The organism is Micromonospora pisi (assembly GCF_003633685.1).
Taxonomy (GTDB): domain Bacteria; phylum Actinomycetota; class Actinomycetes; order Mycobacteriales; family Micromonosporaceae; genus Micromonospora_G; species Micromonospora_G pisi.
Window position 1 is genome coordinate 5,554,853 of the sequence record NZ_RBKT01000001.1, and the last position, 16,137, is coordinate 5,570,989.

13 protein-coding genes are annotated in these 16,137 nt (G+C 71.2%); 10 read left to right on the forward strand and 3 right to left on the reverse strand.

Annotation, left to right across the window (positions count from 1 at the left end; translation table 11 throughout):
- Window positions 1-68 precede the first annotated feature (68 nt).
- From BDK92_RS23780 to BDK92_RS23795, 4 genes are all read left to right on the forward strand, one after another.
- Window positions 69-1,112, forward strand: coding sequence for a DMT family transporter (locus BDK92_RS23780; protein ID WP_246017213.1), 1,044 nt, complete (start codon window positions 69-71; stop codon window positions 1,110-1,112).
- The gene (locus BDK92_RS23785) at window positions 1,007-2,290 is read left to right on the forward strand and encodes an MFS transporter (RefSeq protein WP_121158691.1); all 1,284 of its coding nucleotides are present in this window, start codon (window positions 1,007-1,009) and stop codon (window positions 2,288-2,290) included. Before BDK92_RS23780 ends, BDK92_RS23785 begins: the two co-directional genes overlap by 106 nt.
- 66 nt (window positions 2,291-2,356) lie before the next feature.
- A complete protein-coding gene (locus tag BDK92_RS23790; protein ID WP_121158692.1) occupies window positions 2,357-2,698 on the forward strand; it encodes a PadR family transcriptional regulator in 342 nt (113 codons plus the stop codon).
- The gene (locus BDK92_RS23795) at window positions 2,695-3,648 is read left to right on the forward strand and encodes a permease prefix domain 1-containing protein (protein WP_121158693.1); all 954 of its coding nucleotides are present in this window, start codon (window positions 2,695-2,697) and stop codon (window positions 3,646-3,648) included. Before BDK92_RS23790 ends, BDK92_RS23795 begins: the two co-directional genes overlap by 4 nt.
- A gap of 70 nt (window positions 3,649-3,718) precedes the next feature.
- Here BDK92_RS23795 and BDK92_RS40865 read toward each other — a convergent pair whose 3' ends face one another.
- Entirely contained in the window at window positions 3,719-3,853 is a 135-nt protein-coding gene (locus BDK92_RS40865; protein WP_281278639.1) for a hypothetical protein, read from the reverse strand.
- Window positions 3,854-4,022: 169 nt separating this feature from the next.
- Between BDK92_RS40865 and BDK92_RS23800 the strand changes: the two genes are divergently transcribed.
- On the forward strand, window positions 4,023-4,421 hold the full coding sequence (locus tag BDK92_RS23800) for a hypothetical protein (RefSeq protein WP_147457096.1): 399 nt from the start codon (window positions 4,023-4,025) through the stop codon (window positions 4,419-4,421).
- 13 nt (window positions 4,422-4,434) lie between these two features.
- Here BDK92_RS23800 and BDK92_RS23805 read toward each other — a convergent pair whose 3' ends face one another.
- Window positions 4,435-4,815, reverse strand: a complete 381-nt coding sequence (locus tag BDK92_RS23805) for a winged helix-turn-helix transcriptional regulator (protein WP_121158695.1) — start codon at window positions 4,813-4,815, stop codon at window positions 4,435-4,437.
- 130 nt (window positions 4,816-4,945) lie between these two features.
- On the opposite strand from BDK92_RS23805, the gene BDK92_RS23810 reads away from it, so the two are divergent.
- The 3 genes from BDK92_RS23810 to BDK92_RS23820 all read left to right on the forward strand — a co-directional run bounded on the left by BDK92_RS23810 (window position 4,946) and on the right by BDK92_RS23820 (window position 11,688).
- Window positions 4,946-5,809, forward strand: coding sequence for an SDR family oxidoreductase (locus tag BDK92_RS23810; RefSeq protein WP_121158696.1), 864 nt, complete (start codon window positions 4,946-4,948; stop codon window positions 5,807-5,809).
- A gap of 279 nt (window positions 5,810-6,088) precedes the next feature.
- Entirely contained in the window at window positions 6,089-9,166 is a 3,078-nt protein-coding gene (locus tag BDK92_RS40870; RefSeq protein WP_281278640.1) for a S8 family serine peptidase, read from the forward strand.
- Between the two features lie 98 nt (window positions 9,167-9,264).
- Window positions 9,265-11,688, forward strand: coding sequence for an ATP-binding protein (locus tag BDK92_RS23820; protein WP_121158698.1), 2,424 nt, complete (start codon window positions 9,265-9,267; stop codon window positions 11,686-11,688).
- A gap of 64 nt (window positions 11,689-11,752) precedes the next feature.
- On the opposite strand, the gene BDK92_RS23825 is transcribed toward BDK92_RS23820, so the two are convergent.
- Window positions 11,753-12,115: a hypothetical protein gene (locus tag BDK92_RS23825; RefSeq protein ID WP_147457097.1), complete on the reverse strand. Its 363-nt coding sequence runs from the start codon at window positions 12,113-12,115 to the stop codon at window positions 11,753-11,755.
- Between the two features lie 309 nt (window positions 12,116-12,424).
- Here BDK92_RS23825 and BDK92_RS23830 point away from each other — a divergent pair, with 309 nt between their 5' ends.
- Window positions 12,425-14,527 (forward strand): AfsR/SARP family transcriptional regulator, encoded by a 2,103-nt coding sequence (locus tag BDK92_RS23830; protein ID WP_147457098.1) that lies wholly within the window; start codon window positions 12,425-12,427, stop codon window positions 14,525-14,527.
- A gap of 144 nt (window positions 14,528-14,671) precedes the next feature.
- The gene (locus BDK92_RS23835) at window positions 14,672-16,090 is read left to right on the forward strand and encodes an FAD-binding oxidoreductase (RefSeq protein WP_121158701.1); all 1,419 of its coding nucleotides are present in this window, start codon (window positions 14,672-14,674) and stop codon (window positions 16,088-16,090) included.
- Window positions 16,091-16,137: the final 47 nt, after the last annotated feature.

Here is a 16,137-nt window from a genome sequence, read left to right on the forward strand (position 1 = left end):
TCTTTTCGCTTGTCTTACAAGTGCTTCCGGGACACGGTGGTTGCCAGCCCACCCGTCAGGAGGCGCACGTGCCGACCGGATCAGCCAGAACCCTCGTACGCATGGCCGTGCTCGCCCTGCTCTGGGGATCCGGCTTCCTCTGGATCAAGCTCGCCCTCGACGGCGGCCTGACCCCGCTCCAGATCACCGTCACCCGGTGCGCTCTCGGCGCGGCCGTGCTGCTCGTCCTGGCGTACGCCGCCCGTCAGCGCCTGCCGCGCGGGCGCCGCACCTGGGCCCACCTCGTCGTGGCCGCCCTCTTCTGCAACGCCCTGCCGTTCTTCCTCTTCAGCGTCGGTGAGCAGACCGTCGACTCCGGAGTCGCGGGCGTGCTCAACGCCACCACACCGCTCTGGTCGCTGCTGATCGGTTTCGCGCTCGGCAGCGACCGCGACGTGCACCCGCTGCGGCTCACCGGTCTGGTGCTCGGCTTCGCGGGCACCCTGGTCATCTTCGCGCCCTGGCACCAGGCCGGCCTGACCAGTTGGGGCGCCCTGCTGCTGCTCGCCGCGGCGGCCAGCTACGCGGTCGCCTTCGCCTACATGGCCCGCCACCTCACCGGTGGACCGGGCGGCCCGCTCGCGCTCTCCGCCGCCCAGCTCCTCGCCGCGACCGGCCTGACCGCGCTCGCCCTGCCCGCCGGCGGGACCGGCCCGTCCACGCCGACCCTCACCGCGATCGTCGCGGTGATCGTCCTCGGCACCCTCGGTACGGGCATCACGTTCCACCTGAACGCCCGGCTCATCGCCGACGAAGGTCCGGTCACCGCTGCCACCGTCGGCTACCTGCTGCCGGTGGTCTCGGTGGCGCTGGGCGCGATCGTCCTCGACGAGCAGCTCAGCCTCCGAATCATCGCCGGCATGGCGGTGGTGCTGCTCGGCGTCGGCCTGACCCGTACCGGGCGGAACGGGTCCGCGTCCCGCCCGGCTCCGGCCTCCACTCCCAGTGCTCCCCGAACGGACGGATCATGCAGCCCGACTCACCCTGGCGGTTCCCCGACTTCCGCGTGCTCTTCGCCGCAAGCGCCGTCAGCCAGCTCGGCACCAACACCGGGTACGTCGCCATACCGCTGATCACGATAACCACACTCGACGCGAGTCCCAGACAGGTCGGTGCACTCGCCACCCTCAGCACCGTCGCCTTCCTCCTGATCGGACTCCCCGCCGGGGCGTGGGTGGACCGGATGCGTCAGCGCCGGTTGCTGATCGTCGCCGACCTGGCCCGCGCGGCCCTGTACGCCTCCATCCCGCTGGCCTGGTCGCTGGACGCGCTCACGCTCGGGCAGCTCTATCTGGTGGTCCTGCTGGGCGGCTGCGCCACCGTCTTCTTCGACGTCGCCTCGCAGACCGTGCTGCCGCAACTCGTCGGCCGTGGCGGCCTGGTCCAGGCGAACGCGGCCATGGTGAGCCTGATCGCCGCCGGCAACGTGGCTGGCCGGGGAGCGGGCGGAGGGCTGGTGCAGTTGCTCACCGCACCGCTGGCCGTGGCAGGTACGGCGGTCGCGTACCTGGCTGCCGCGTACCGGCTCACCGCGTTGCGACGTACGCCGCCCGCGCCGGTTCCGGAGCGGCGCACCCGGCTCGGCGCCCAGATCGGGGCCGGCCTGCGGCACGTTTTCGGCAACCGGGAACTGCGGGCCCTCGGTCTCACCGCGGCACTGGGCAACTTCGGCTCGCAGGTGGTCAACACCATGCTGCCGGTGCTGTTCGTCCGCGAGTTGGGGCTCCCCGCCGGCGTGCTCGGCCTGTTCTGGGCGGTGGGCGGGGTAGGGCTCCTGCTGGGTGCCCGGTGTGCCCGCCCGCTCGGGGCCCGCCTCGGTATCGGTCGCACGCTGGGTCTGGTCGGACTCTGCCTGGCGCCGGCCGGGCTGCTCGTACCGTTGATCGATCGTGGCCCCTGGTTGTGGTTGGCCGGGGCGGGCTGGGTGTTGGCGCTGTTCAAGACCGGTGTGGACAACGTGCTCGGGGTGAGCCTGCGGCAGCGGATGACACCGGACGACCTGCTCGGGCGGATGAACGCCACCTTCCGCTTCCTGCTCACCGGCGCACTCGCGCTCGGGGCGGCGGCGGCGGGCCTGGTCGGCGAGCTGACGGATGCCCGTACGACGCTCTGGGTGGGGGCCGCCTTCATGGCGGCGGCGTTCCTGCCGGTTTTTCTCTCTCCGGTCCGTACCCGTCTTGACCTGCCGGAACAGCGGCGGACACCGGGTGGCGGGGCGCCTGCGGACGGGGTGCTGGCGCATCGACGGTGAGTCGCCTTCCTGACCCAATGATGTTTCGCTCGACAATAGTGTGTGGCACACAGTATGGTGTGACGCATGGCGAACGACGACATCCTGCGAACGCACCTCCAGGAGCTGAGGCGGGGCACCGTGGTCGCGGCGAGCCTCGTCGCGCTACGCCGACCCGACTACGGATACGCGCTGCTCCAGCGACTCACGGAGCACGGATTTCCAGTGGACGCCAACACCCTGTATCCGCTGCTCCGACGGCTCGAAGAGCAGGGCCTGCTGACCAGCGAGTGGAACACCGACGAAAGCCGGCCGCGCAAGTTCTACCGCACCAGCGACGAGGGTGAGTCCATCCTGGGACGACTCCTCGGCGACCTCGCGGCCATCCAGACCTCCATGACCGGGCTGATCGAAGGAGTCGACCGATGAACACCCTCACCGACCGCTACCTCGCCGCGACCCTGCAATCGGTGCCGGCCCAACGCCGCGACGAGATCGCCACCGAACTCCGCGGCTCGATCGAAGACATGATCGAGGACCGGACCGGGAACGGACAGGACCCCGTCGCCGCCGAGCGCGAGGTGCTCACCGAACTCGGCAACCCCGAGCGGCTCGCCGCCCGTTACGCCAACCACCGGTTGCAGCTCATCGGCCCCACCTACTACCTGATCTGGCGACGGCTGCTGCGCCTCGGGCTCTCCTTCATCCCGGCGATCGTCGCCGTCGTGGTCGCGGTCGTCAACGTGGCCGACGGAAACTCGATCGGTGGCGCCATCGGCAGCGGGATCGGCAGTGCGATCGAGGTGGCGGTCCACATCGCCTTCTGGACCACCCTGACCTTCGCCATCTTCGAACGTGTCAGCCCGGCGGTGAAACTGCCCGACTGGAACGTCGACCACCTCGCCGACGTCCCGGTCAACCGCCAGATAACCCTCGCCGACACCATCGCCTCCGTCGCCGCCATCACGGTCTTCATCGGCTATCTGGTCCTGCAACATTTCGAGTCGTGGGTGACGACCGAGGACGGCGCCAACATCCCGATCATCGACCCGGCGCTCTGGACGTCCTGGCTGCCGGCTCTCATCGCCGTCCTGGTTGTCAGCATGGTCTTCGAGATCGTGAAGTACCGCGTCGGGCAGTGGACCTGGCCGCTCTTCGGCGGCAAGCTCCTGCTGAACCTGGCGTTCGCGGTGCCGGCGCTCTGGCTGCTCCTCACCGACCGGCTGCTCAGCCCGGCCTTCGTGGAGCGGTTCGAGTGGCTCGGCAAGGGCGACAACCTCGACACGGTCGCCGCCATCACCGTCGTGAGCACCGCCGTCATCCTCATCTGGGACATGGTCGACACCGCACTCAAGACCCGGCGCAGCGCCAACGCCTGACCGATCCCGGCAGCACCCCACCGGTCCGACACGCACCCAGCGTGCCGGACCGGTTTCCTGCGCGAGCGCGTCAGGCGGCGGCTACCCGGGCGGCGTGGAAGACATCGGCAGGTAGTGGCTGGTCGAGGCGCCAGAAGATCCGCATCGGCCGGTTACCGGTGTGCCCCTCGTACGTCCCGGGTGGTCCGCCGGTCCCCGCCGCCACGTACCTCGGCTTCGACGGGCGCCCGGCGCCTGCGCCCGCCGCCTGACCCGGTGAGACTGCCCGGGCGGTGACGGGCCGTCCGGAACCTGCCGGTAGGGGCGATTGTTCACCTGGGCCCGATACCCTCGCGGACGACCCGGATCATCCCGTCCTGATGGTGAGGCAATCGATGACCCCACCCGCCGCCCGATTCGCCGTGTCGATGCTGCTGATCACCGCCCTCGCCGGCTGTGGCGACACCTCTGCGGAACCCCGCACCCCGGCCCCCTCGTCGTCCACGATGGACGCCCCTCGGGAGACCCACATCCTGGTCCTCTCGGCGACCGGGACAGCCACCCTGGAGAACGTCAGGTACGTGGTTAACGGCGAGACAGTGGAGGAGACGACCGCGAGGCTGCCGTGGGAGAAGACCTTCCAGATCGAGTCGGGATCGTGGGAGCTGGTGATCCGGCACGGCGCCGGAGACGTCAGGGCGGTCGCCACCGTCGACGGGAATCTGTTCACCCAGGGCGCCGGTGGCGGTGACGGCACCGGCCAGCTACAGCTCTCCGGGTCGATCGACGGCTGACGCCCCCGGGAACCTAGCGGGCGCTGGTGGTGTTGACCTCGTCCTGCACCAGTTCGATGAGATCCACGATCTTGGCGGCCACGCGTTCGCCGAACGGGGTCAGGCTGTATTCGACGTGCGGCGGGATGGTGGCCTGTACGTCCCGGTGGACCAGGCCGTCGCGCTCCAGGCCCTGAAGGGTCTGGGAAAGCATCTTCTCGCTGACCCCGTCGACCCGGCGACGCAACGCGTTGAAGCGGTAGGCGCCTTCGTGCAGGGCGGCCAGCGCGAGCATGCCCCACTTGCCGGCCATGTTCTCCACGATGCGTCGGGACGAGCAGTCGCGCGCGAAGACGTCGGCGACCATCGCGTCGTCGCCATCGTACCCGTCGTCAACTGCTGCGGGGGTGGTCATGGCTTCTACGGTAGCCGCCACGGGGGCACGGCGGATGGTGACGGCACTCACCATTCACTTGGCACTGTCGAAAAGTTAGTACATGCTTCCTGGTGGGCAGTGCCATCGTCGCGTCAACCAAGGAGCAATCATGATCGTCGTTACCGGGGCCACCGGGCATCTCGGCCAACTCGTCGTCGACGAGCTGATCACGCGGGGCGTACCCGCCGGAGAGATCGTCGCGGCCGTACGTAGCCCGGAGAAGGCGGCCGGTCTCGCCGCGCGCGGCGTACAGGTTCGGCGCGCCGACTACAACGAGCCGGAGAGCCTGGCCGCCGCGCTCGCCGGTGCGGAGAAGGTGCTCCTCATCTCCGGCAGCGAGGTCGGGCAGCGGGTGGCCCAGCACCGCAACGTCGTCGAGGCGGCCAAGGCGGCAGGCGTGCGGCTGCTGGCGTACACCGGCACTCTGAACGCCGACGTCACCGAGATCATGCTGGCGGACGAGCACAAGGCGACCGAGGTGGTCATCCGTGAGTCGGGTGTGCCGTTCGTCTTCCTGCGCAACGCCTTCTACTTCGAGGTCTACTCGGCCAACTTCCCGGCCGCCCTGGAGCACGGCGCGCTGATCGACGCCGTCGGCGACGCCCAGCTCTCGGTCGCGACCCGGGCCGACTTCGCTGGCGCGGCGGCGGCGGTGCTCGTCACCGAGGGGCACGAGAACAAGGTGTACGAGCTGGGCGGCGAGCCGAGCTTCACGATGGCCGAACTCGCCACGGAGTTGTCCCGGCAGAGCGGCCGGACCGTGGTCTACAACAACCTCTCAGTGGCCGAGTACGCCGCTTTCCTGGCCAGCGTCGGTCTGCCGCAGGCGATCGCGGACATCTTCGCGGACGCGAGCGGCGGTGCGTCGCGGGGTGACGGGTTCACCGACAGCGGTGACCTGTCGCGCCTGTTGGGTCGCCCCACCACCCCGCTCACCGACGCCGTCGCCGCCGCACTCAAGGGCCTTGGCTGATCCGATGGTTCGGGTGACTCACCCGTCCACGTGACAGCGCGGCAACACCTGGGCGCCTCTGGTCTTCGTACCGGAGGCGTCCATGTTCTTGTCCGTCCAGCCCCGAGAGTCGGGTCTACGGCCCGCTAAATGACATGCAAAGTACCCATGACGTTACGAGCTTGTTTCCAAGATGAACGTTGGGTTACAGGTACTTCTGCATGATCCATAACGCTCCTACGTTTCGGGCCACCGTCACCAGTCTGTGGCGGCCGTCACCCGAACGCGGAGGACAACTACGTGCGACAACCGAAAGCGCAATGGTCCGGACGAACCAGGCGTGGGGTCAGCATGCTGGCCACCGCGACACTGGTCGCGGCCGGCCTGACGAGCCTGGCGGGGAGCGCCGCCGCAGCCCCGGCGGCCAGCAGCGGACCGACTGCCCGCTACCTCGTGCAACTCGACGGCGAACCGCTGGCCACGTACACCGGCGGCGTCGCCGGGATCGCGGCGACCAAGCCGACCGAGGGTGGCAAGCTCAACCGGAACTCCGGCAGCGCCAAGGCGTACCGGGATCACCTGCGCCAGGAGCGCGACACCGTACTGAAGGATGTCGGTCTTCCGGCCGGCAAGCCCACGGTCACGCTGGAGACCGCGTTCAACGGTTTCGCCGTGGACCTCACTGGTCCGCAGGTCGCCCGGCTGCGCGCCACCCGAGGCGTACGGGCGGTGTACGAGAACCGGAAGGTGCACGCCACCACCTCGCACACCCCGGACTACCTCGGCCTGACCGGCCAGGGTGGGGCGTGGCAGCAGCAGTTCGGCGACGTCGCCCACGCGGGCGAGGGCACCATCGTCGGCGTCATCGACAGCGGCTTCTGGCCGGAGAGCGCGAGCTTCGCGCCGTTGCCGACCCCGCGACCCGACCAGGCGATCATCGACGCCAAGTGGAAGGGCACCTGCGACGTCGGCATCGAGGCGCCGGTCAGCTGCAACAACAAGGTGATCGGTGCCCGCTGGTACAACGACAGCGGGATCGCCGACCTCTTCCCCGACGAGTTCTCCTCGCCCCGTGACCGCAACGGCCACGGCACCCACACGGCGAGCACCGCCGCCGGCAACCACGACGTATCGGCGGTCTCGGGCAGCCAGGACCTCGGCAAGATCTCCGGCATGGCGCCGGCCGCCCGGCTCTCGATCTACAAGGCCCTGTACGACGACGGCGCCGGCTCGGCCAGTGGCTCCGAGATCGACATCGTGCACGCCATCGACGACGCGGTCGCGGACGGCGTCGACGTGATCAACTACTCGATCGGTGACGACAGCGAGCGGTTCGGCGCGATCGACGCGACGTTCTTCAACGCCGCGGCCGCCGGGGTCTTCGTCTCCGCCGCCGCCGGCAACGCCGGCCCGACGGCCGGCACCGTGGACAACTCGACTCCGTGGGTCACCACGGTCGCCGCCAGCACCACCGACCGGCAGAACACCCGCAAGCTCACCCTCGGCAACGGCACCGTCATCACCGGCGCCGGCCTGGGTGAGACCGGCGTCGGGTCGGCGCCGCTGGTCTTCTCCCGGGTCAGCGGGCCCAACCCGGAGGACACCTACAACGCCGAACTCTGCGCCGACGACTCGCTCGACCCGGCCAAGGTCAAGGGCGCCATCGTGCTCTGCATGCGCGGCGAGATTCCGCGTACGGACAAGAGCATCGAGGTGGCCCGTGCCGGCGGTGTCGGCATGGTGCTCTACAACGACACGCTGAACTCCCTCAACGCGGACGTGCAGACGGTGCCGACGGTGCACGTCAACGAGATCGACCTCGCCACGATCAGCGCGTACGTCGCTGCCGGCAACGCCACGGCGGCCATCTCGGCCTCCACCCTGGAGACGGTCGAAGGTCCCGGGGTCGCCGCGTTCTCCTCGGCGGGCCCGTCGAACATGAACGCCGGTGACCTGCTCAAGCCGGACATCAGCGCCCCCGGACAGGACATCGCCGCCGCGTTCTCGCCGGCCGGCGGCGGCAACAACTTCGCCCTGGAATCGGGTACGTCGATGGCCGCGCCGCACATCGCCGGCATCGCCGCCCTGCTGCTCGCCAAGCACCCCGACTGGTCGCCGGCGACGGTCCGCTCCGCACTGATGACCAGCGCGGTCGACACCACCGACAAGGGCAACCCGACCAAGATCGGCACCTACGACGCCACCCCGCTCAACTACGGCGCCGGCCAGGTGCGGCCGGGCAGTGCCTTCGACCCGGGTCTGGTCTTCGACTCCGGTGCTAAGGACTGGATGCGCTACCTCTGCGGCGTTGCCGCACGCGGCACCGAGTACGTGGAGATGGAGGGCTGCGACACGATCGGCACGATCGACACCGCGCAGCTGAACTACCCCTCGATCTCGATGGGCCGGATGGTCGGCAAGCAGACGGTCATCCGTACCGTCACCAACGTCAGCGACAAGGTCAGCGCGTACACCTCCTCGGTGCAGGCGCCCCCGGGCTACTCGGTGAAGGTCACCCCGGCCAAGATTCACATTCGTCCCGGTAAGACCGAGAGCTTCAAGGTCGAGATCACCAACACCGGTGGCGCGTTCGACACCTGGGTCGACGGTGCGCTGACCTGGCGCGACGAGTACCAGCACAACGTGCGGATTCCGCTGGTCGTACACAACTCGGGGCTGGTCACGCCCGACACGATCACCGGCACCGGCACCTCCGGCGACGCCCGGATCGCCGCCGAGGTCGGCTACCAGGGACAGCTCATCTCGCAGCTCATCGGCCTGACCGCGGGCACCGGCAACGCGGTCACCCTGGACGGCAGCAGCCCCTCCTGGGACTGGAGCTCCTCGAACAACCTGCCGGTGCCGCTGCCCCCGTCGATGTACAAGAGCACCGTGCACGTGCCGGCCGGCACCATCAACCCGCACGTACGGGTGACGTCGCAGTTGCCCGCCTGCTCGGCCATCGACTGGGAGGACGAAGAGGGCGTCATGCCCTGCGTGGAGTTCAGCGTCGACGTCTATGACACCGCCGGCAAGTTCGTCACCGCCACCGTCAGCGGTCGCGCCGGCGCCACGGTGACGCTGCCGGAAGGCGCCGGGGACTACATCCTCGTCGTCGAGCAGAACTTCGTCGAGAACCTGCCCGCCGGGCAGGAGACGAACACGTACACCGTCACCACCTACCTGCCGGGCGCGCCGGGCACCGCCACCGGCAAGCTCACCATCGACCCGAAGCAGCGCAGTGTGCAGGCGGGTGCGACGGCGAACCTGACCCTGCGCTGGTCGGGGCTCACCCCGGGACAGCGTTACGTCGGCTTCGTGACGTTCCGCAACGGCAACGGCCCACTCAAGACCGTGCCGATCACCGTCCAGTCCTGACGGTGCCGTCGATCCGGCGGACCGGTGATGTGACTCAGGTCACCACCGGTCCGCCGGCCGGCCGTCGCCGTCCAACGGGGTGATGTGCTCGCCCCACGGTGACCGACAGCGGCGAGGACAAGGCGCGGGGCGGCGGGGCTTCATCCCCCATCCGCCCCGCACGCCTGCGCGGGCCCGTCGAATTCGTCGGACGGTCGGTGGAACTGGCGCTGCTACGCCGGCTCGTCGAAACCCCACCATGCCTGGTCCTGCTCGAGGGTGAAGCCGGCATCGGCAAGAGCCGCCTGGTCGCCGAACTCCTCGCCGGGCTGCCCGGGCGCCGCCTGATCGGCGAATGCGACGACGTACCCGAACCCTTCCCGCTCGGCGTGCTGCTCGACGCCGTACGCGCCAACGCCGACCAGTTCGGCCCACTCAACCCGGTGGCCGGCGCCCTCGCACCGCTGCTCCCCGAACTGACCGACGTGCTCCCCGCCGCACCCGCACCGCTGGGCGAGCCGGCGGCCGAGCGGCACCGACTGCTCCGGGCCGTCGCCGCGGTGCTGACCGCGCTGACCCCCGCCGTACTGGTGCTGGAGGACCTGCACTGGGCCGACCCGGCGACCTGCGAATTCCTCGGCTACCTCAGCAACCACCCGGTGCCCGACCTGGCCGTGCTGGTCACCGCCCGTACCCCGGCACCCGGCGGCAGCACGCCGATCCACGACACACTGGCGCGTACCCCGCCGGGGGCGGTCACCCGCGTCCCGCTGGGCCCGCTCGACGCCGACGACGTACGCCGGCTCGCCGCCAGGACACTGCGGCTCGACGACCCGCCACAGCGGTTGACCACCACCCTGCTCGACCGGACAGCCGGCATCCCGTTCGTGGTCGAGGAGGTGCTCCGTACGCTCGCCGAGCGAGGCGGTGACCCACTCGCCGACGACAGCGTCCCGTTCGTGCTTCGGGACGTACTGCTCTGGCGGCTGCGCCCACTCGACGAGGCCACCCGGGAAGTGCTCGGTGCCGCCGCCGCCCTGGGGCTGGCACCGGACCAGCGCATCCTCGCCTCGGTTCTCGGACAGAGCCGGGCGGCGGTCGACGCCGCGCTGGCCACCGCCCACCAGGCCGGGCTGCTGCACGACGCCGGGGACGGGAGACGATTCCGGCACCACCTGGCCCGGCAGGTCGTCTACGACCTGGTGCCCAGCGAGACCCGGGAGTGGCTGCACCTGCGCATCGCACGGGTGCTGGAACAGGAACTGCCCCGGCCGGTCGCCCAACTGGCGCACCACTACCGGTTGGCCGGCAGCGGCGCCGACTTCGTCCGCAACGCCGAGGCCGCCGCCGACCTCGCCACCGAGCGCGGCGACGACGCCACCGCCGCCGGTTTCCTGCTCCAGACCATGGACGTGGCCGAGCTACCCCGACCCGTACGCGCCCGGCTCGCCGCCAAGCTCGGCCGGTCGGCGATCGACGGGCTCAGCCAGGCGGCGGCGATCCCGGTGCTGGAGCGGCTCCTGGCCGACCGGCGGCTGCCACCCGGAGCCCGGGGCGAACTGGGACTGGTGCTCGGGCGGATGCTCCGTCAGCAGGGCGAGGCGCTGCGCGGGTACGCCGAGATCGAGCGCGCGGTGCCGTACCTTCGGGCACCCCGCCGCCGGGCGCCGGCCCTCGCGGTGCTGGCGGCCCCGGACACGGTCGTCGGCCGGCACGTCGACCACCACCTGGCCCAGTGCTCGGAGGCGGAGGCCGCCGCGGCGGCCAGCGGCGACCCAGCAGCCGACCTCGCGGTCCGGATCGCCCGCGCCTCACTGCTGCTGGAACTCGGCGACCCGGCCGCCTGGGCGGTCATCGCGGAGCTGCGCACCGGCGCGGCGCTGGCCGACCGGCCCCGGGAACACGCGCGGGCCTGCCTCAACTGGGCGCAGGGCGCGATGCACGCCGGACACCTGGACCAGGCCGCCGCGCTCCTCGCGAGCGGCCGGGAACTGGTCGACGAGACCGGGTACGAGCGGCTGACCGCCCTGGTGGAGGCGACCGAGCTGTCGTTGGACCGGGCCGCCGGGCGGCTCGACGGGCTGGCCGAGCGGCTCACCCGGTTGATCGCCACCTCGGAGCGGATGCCGGTCACCCTGCTCGACGCCCGCGTCGAACTGGCCACCGTGCTGGCGCGTACGGCCACCGACGGCGCGGTGGAGCCGGCCGAGCGGGCGCTGTGCGAGGTGATCGCCGACGCCCGCCGGGTCGGTGCGATCTGGCCGCTGGTGCAGGCGCTCTCGGTGCTGGCCCGGTTGACCCTCCCGGGGCGACCGGACGAGGCCGTCCGGCACGCGACCGACGCGCTGTCGCTGGTGCGGGGAAAGGGCCTCTGGGCATGGGCCGCCGAGGCGGTCCTGGTGCTGGCCGAGGCGGCCGTGGCGGCGGGTGAGCCGGCGCGGGCCACGGCGGCGGTGGGGGAGCTGGCCGCCGGCATCGAGGGGCGGGACGCACCGGTCGCCCGGGCCGTGCTGCGCCGGTGCCGGGAACTGGTCCCGGGCTGAGCGGGACTCGCCCGCACCGCCCGGCGACCGCTCTGACCGCCCGGTTGCACCCGCGCGAGCCGGATTACTCCAACTCGCCGCCGTACGTGGCCTGGTAGATCAGCCGCCCCAGTCGCTGGTGCAGGTGGTGCGCCTCCTGCAGGGAGAGCATGACCTGACCCCAGCCGTACCCGTCCGGGGTGGCGTCGGACTGGTGCAGGTCGATCAGGACGCTCGGGTGGGACTCGCCGCTCCCGTCCACCCTGACCATGTTCGTGAAGGAGACGCGGCCGTCGGCGTCAGGGCCCCACTCGCCGACCTCGATGCCGTAGCCGGCGCCGTACTCCGCCCAACGGTCCTCCCAGCGCTGCTGTTCGACCTCCCGCCAGGAGACGTCCCCGCCGTGCGCGCCCGCACCGGACGTACCCATGCCCACTCCAGCACTCATCGTCACTCCTCGCAGCTCTGCACGGTGCGCCGCCACCGCCGCCCGACGAACAGCGGCGACCCGGGAACGTACCAACCGGGCGACGATGACGGGCCACCGACCGGTCCTCTGACTCGCCGTGTTTGACCTCACAGCCGGTGCCTGACTCGCCGGGTCCGTACCGACTCCGGATCTACTCTTCCGAGGGTCAATTTGTTCGGCTTCGGGGGGAAGCGGTCACCGCGACCGGCGAAGCAGCCGGGCCGGCAGGGCGGGCGGGCGTGGCAGTTTTCGGCGAGCTGCCCGACAGGCGGTGGAGGGGGCACGAGCGTGGCTGCTGAGCGAGGACTTCGGCTCGCGGTGCTGGGTCCGGTACGGGCCTGGCGGGATGGACGGGAAATCGACCTCGGATCGCCGCAGCAGCGGGCGGTCCTGGCGATCCTGCTGCTCAGCGATGGCGTGCAGGTCTCACCCGAGACACTTGTCGACGGCGTATGGGGAGACGACCCGCCGCGTACGGCAGTCGGGACCGTACGGACCTACGTCTACCGCCTCCGGAAGGTGCTGGGCGGGGACGGGTCCCCCCTGGTCATCGAATCGGTCGCCGGTGGTTATGTCGTACGCGTTCCGCCCGAGGTCCTCGACCTCGGCATGTTCCGCCACCGGCTCGCACAGGCCCGGGAGGCCCGACGCGCGGGCGACCTGGCGCGGGCGGCGACCGAGCTGCGCGACGCCCTCGACCTGTGGCAGGGCACGCCACTGGTGGGCATCAAGGGGTCGTTCGCCGACGGGCGCCGCACCGGCCTCCGGTCGCTGCAACTGGCCGCGATCGAGGGTCGGTTCGACCTCGACCTCCAGCTCGGCTGCCACGAACAGGTGGCCCTCGAGTTGACCGAGCTGGTCGCGGAGCACCCCCTTCGCGAGCGGCTGCGCGAACTGCTCATGCTGGCGCTGTACCGGTCGGGTCAGCAGGCCGAGGCGATCGACGTCTACCAGGACGGCCGGCGTCTCCTCGCCGAAGAGTTGGGCATCGACCCGGGACCGGCACTGCGGGACCTCTACCAGCGGATTCTCGCGGCGGACCGGGAGCTGGACGCCGAGTCGGCCGTCCGGCCGCCGTCGGACCAGTCGCTCTCGGCGCCGTCCCAGCTTCCGCCGGACCTGCCGGACTTCACCGGACGCGCCGACCTCCTCGCCCGCGCGGTCCATCGGTTGACCTGCCCCGACGCGACCACGGTGCTCGGCGTCGACGGGCTGGCCGGGGTGGGCAAGACTTCCTTCGCCGTCCATCTGGCGCACGCGGTGCGAAACTCCTTCCCCGACGGGCAGGTCTTCGTCGACCTCACCGACGAGGGCGGCCAGCCGGTCGGTCCGGGTCTGGTGCTGGAATTCCTGCTCCAGGCGTTCGGCGTCCCGCTCCGCGAACTGCCGGAGAGCGTCGGTCAGCGGGCGGCCCTCTGGCGGAGCACGCTTCGCGGCCGGCGGGTGCTCGTCGTCCTGGACGACGTCCGGCACAGCGCCCAGGTTCGTGAGCTGCTGGCGATGTCGCCCGGGTGCGCCATGGTCATCACCAGTCAGCGTCGACTTGTCGACCTGCCCGTCTCACACTGGCTGCGGCTGGACGTACTGGAGCCGGACGAGGCGTTGGCCCTCTTCGAGCGGGTCGCCGGCCGCGACCGGGTGAGCGACGACCTCGACATGGTGATCCGGCTGACGGGGAAGTTCTCGTACCTGCCGCTCCCGGTGCGGATGGCCGCCGCCCGACTCGCGAGCAGACCCCGGGGCAGCCTGGCCGTGATCGAGCACTACCTGTACGTGGACAAGTACCTCAACGGTGATTTGGGTCAGCCGATGTTCGAGGACTGCCGGATCGCCGCCGCCCCGCTCGACCGGGCGTACCGGCGGCTGGACGACACGCTGGCCCGCGCCTTCCGGCTGCTCGCCCTGGCCGATGCCCCGGACGTGTCGATCATGTCGGCGGCGGCGATCCTCGACGTCGAGCCGGACATCGCGGTGACGGTCCTCGAGTCCCTCGCCGATCTGCACCTGATCGAGCCGGACGGCGCACGCCGCTACCACTACCTCGGCCTGATCCGGCCCTGGGCCCGGCAGCAGGCGTTTTACCAGGACGGCGTCGCCGCCTGTGACGCGGCAGTCGCCAGGTATGTCGGCTTCCTGCTCGCCACCGCCTGCAACGCCCTGCAAACGGTCGGTCCGGCGGGGTCCGGGATTCGGGTCCTCGACGGCGCCGGCCTCACCTTTTGTGACCGGGAGGCCGCCGCGAGGTGGCTGTCGGAGCACCGTCGGCACCTGCTCGCCGCGATCGACCAGGGCAAGGCGAATCCGACCGTGGCGCGGACACTGCACCGGGAACTGGCGACGCTCGCGCAGGCACTCCGCGCCGACCCGGCGGCGCTGCGAGCCGTCGCGTGACCTGCCTGGTGGGGGGCGTTCCAGTCACCGGGCCCGCCGGCCGTGTCCACGCGTCGTCCATCAGTCGTAGATCACGAGATGGTGCGATCGCCCGGTCGCCGGATTCCGACACGCGACGCGAAAACGATCGACCTTGGAGCGCGTATGCCCACGCCATCTTCCCGGCCTGACGGGGTCCAGATTCAGCGCCACGAGGCGGACGAACTCGGTGCTGAGGTCACCGGAACCGTCTTCCTCCCCGGCGACGCCGGCTACGAGGAGGAGTGCGCCGCCTACAACCTCGCCCACCCGCACCACCCGGCCGTGGTGGTGGGGGCGGTCACCGCCGCGGACGTGCAGGCGGCGGTACGGTTCGCGGCGCGGCGGCGGCTGCCGGTCGCCGTCCTGGCCACCGGCCACGGCACCCCGATGTCCTCGGACGGGGCGGTGCTGATCGCCACCCGGCGGATGGACGCCGTCACCATCGACGAGGCGAACCGGGTCGCCCGGGTCGAGGCCGGCACCCGCTGGGACCAGGTTGTCGCGGCGGCCACGCCGTTCGGCCTGGCACCGCTCAACGGTGCCTCCCCGACCGTCGGGGTGGTCGGCTACACGCTCGGTGGCGGGCTCGGCCCGTTGGGCCGCGCCTACGGGTACGCCTCCGACCGGGTCCGCGCCATCGACCTGGTCACCGCCGACGGCGAACTGCGCCAGGTGACCGCGTCGAGCGAGCCGGACCTGTTCTGGGCACTGCGCGGCGGCAAGGGGAACTTCGGCGTCGTCACCGCCCTCGAGTTCGACCTCGTACCGCTGCCGCACTTCTACGGCGGTGGCCTCTTCTTCCCCGGCGAGTACGCCCCGCAGGTGCTGAACGCCTGGCGGGAGTGGGTCGCGACGGTCCCGGACGAGATGACCTCCTCGGTCGCGTTGCTCCGGCTGCCGCCCCTGCCCGAGGTTCCCGAGCCGCTGCGGGGACAGTTGACCGTGCACGTCCGCATCGCGTACGCGGGCCCTGCCGCAGACGCGGAGCCGTTGGTCGCGCCGCTGCGCGCGGTCGCCCCGGCGATCATCGACACGGTCGCCGAGATGCCGTACGCGGCGGTCGGTTCGATCCACGCCGACCCGCCCGCGCCGATCCCCCTCTACGACCGGTCCGCGGTGCTGCGGGACTTCCCGGCGGAGGCGGTCGACGCCGTCGTCGAGCTGGCCGGACCGGGCGCCGACTGCCCACTGGTGCTGGTCGAGATCCGGCACCTCGGCGGTGCCCTGGCGCGTCCCGGCGGGTCCCCGAGCGCGATCGACCACCACCAGCTTCCGTTCCTGTTCTACACGGTGGCCATCGCCGGCCCCGACCAGGCGGACGCGGTCGACACGTACGCCGCGAAGCTGCTCCAGGGCCTGGCCCCGTGGGACAGCGGACGTCGTTTCGTCAACTTCCTCACCGCCACCGACGCCACCGCCGAGGGTGTCCGTAGCGCCTACAGCACCGCCACCTACGAGCGGCTGCGGGCGGTCAAGGCCAGCTACGACCCGGAGAACCTGTTCCGGGTGAACCAGAACATCGAGCCGCTGCCGAACGCCTGACGGTGGCGCGCTGGGCCGCGTCCGTTCCTCCTCGGACGCGGCCCACC

Coding starts and splice junctions, on each gene's coding strand:
- BDK92_RS23790 (WP_121158692.1), top strand. CDS start 2,357: ATGGCGAACGACGACATCCTGCGAACGCACCTCCAGGAGCTGAGGCGG.
- BDK92_RS23795 (WP_121158693.1), top strand. CDS start 2,695: ATGAACACCCTCACCGACCGCTACCTCGCCGCGACCCTGCAATCGGTG.
- BDK92_RS23810 (WP_121158696.1), top strand. CDS start 4,946: ATGATCGTCGTTACCGGGGCCACCGGGCATCTCGGCCAACTCGTCGTC.
- BDK92_RS23800 (WP_147457096.1), top strand. CDS start 4,023: ATGACCCCACCCGCCGCCCGATTCGCCGTGTCGATGCTGCTGATCACC.
- BDK92_RS23835 (WP_121158701.1), top strand. CDS start 14,672: ATGCCCACGCCATCTTCCCGGCCTGACGGGGTCCAGATTCAGCGCCAC.
- BDK92_RS23805 (WP_121158695.1), bottom strand. CDS start 4,815: ATGACCACCCCCGCAGCAGTTGACGACGGGTACGATGGCGACGACGCG.
- BDK92_RS23785 (WP_121158691.1), top strand. CDS start 1,007: ATGCAGCCCGACTCACCCTGGCGGTTCCCCGACTTCCGCGTGCTCTTC.
- BDK92_RS23825 (WP_147457097.1), bottom strand. CDS start 12,115: ATGAGTGCTGGAGTGGGCATGGGTACGTCCGGTGCGGGCGCGCACGGC.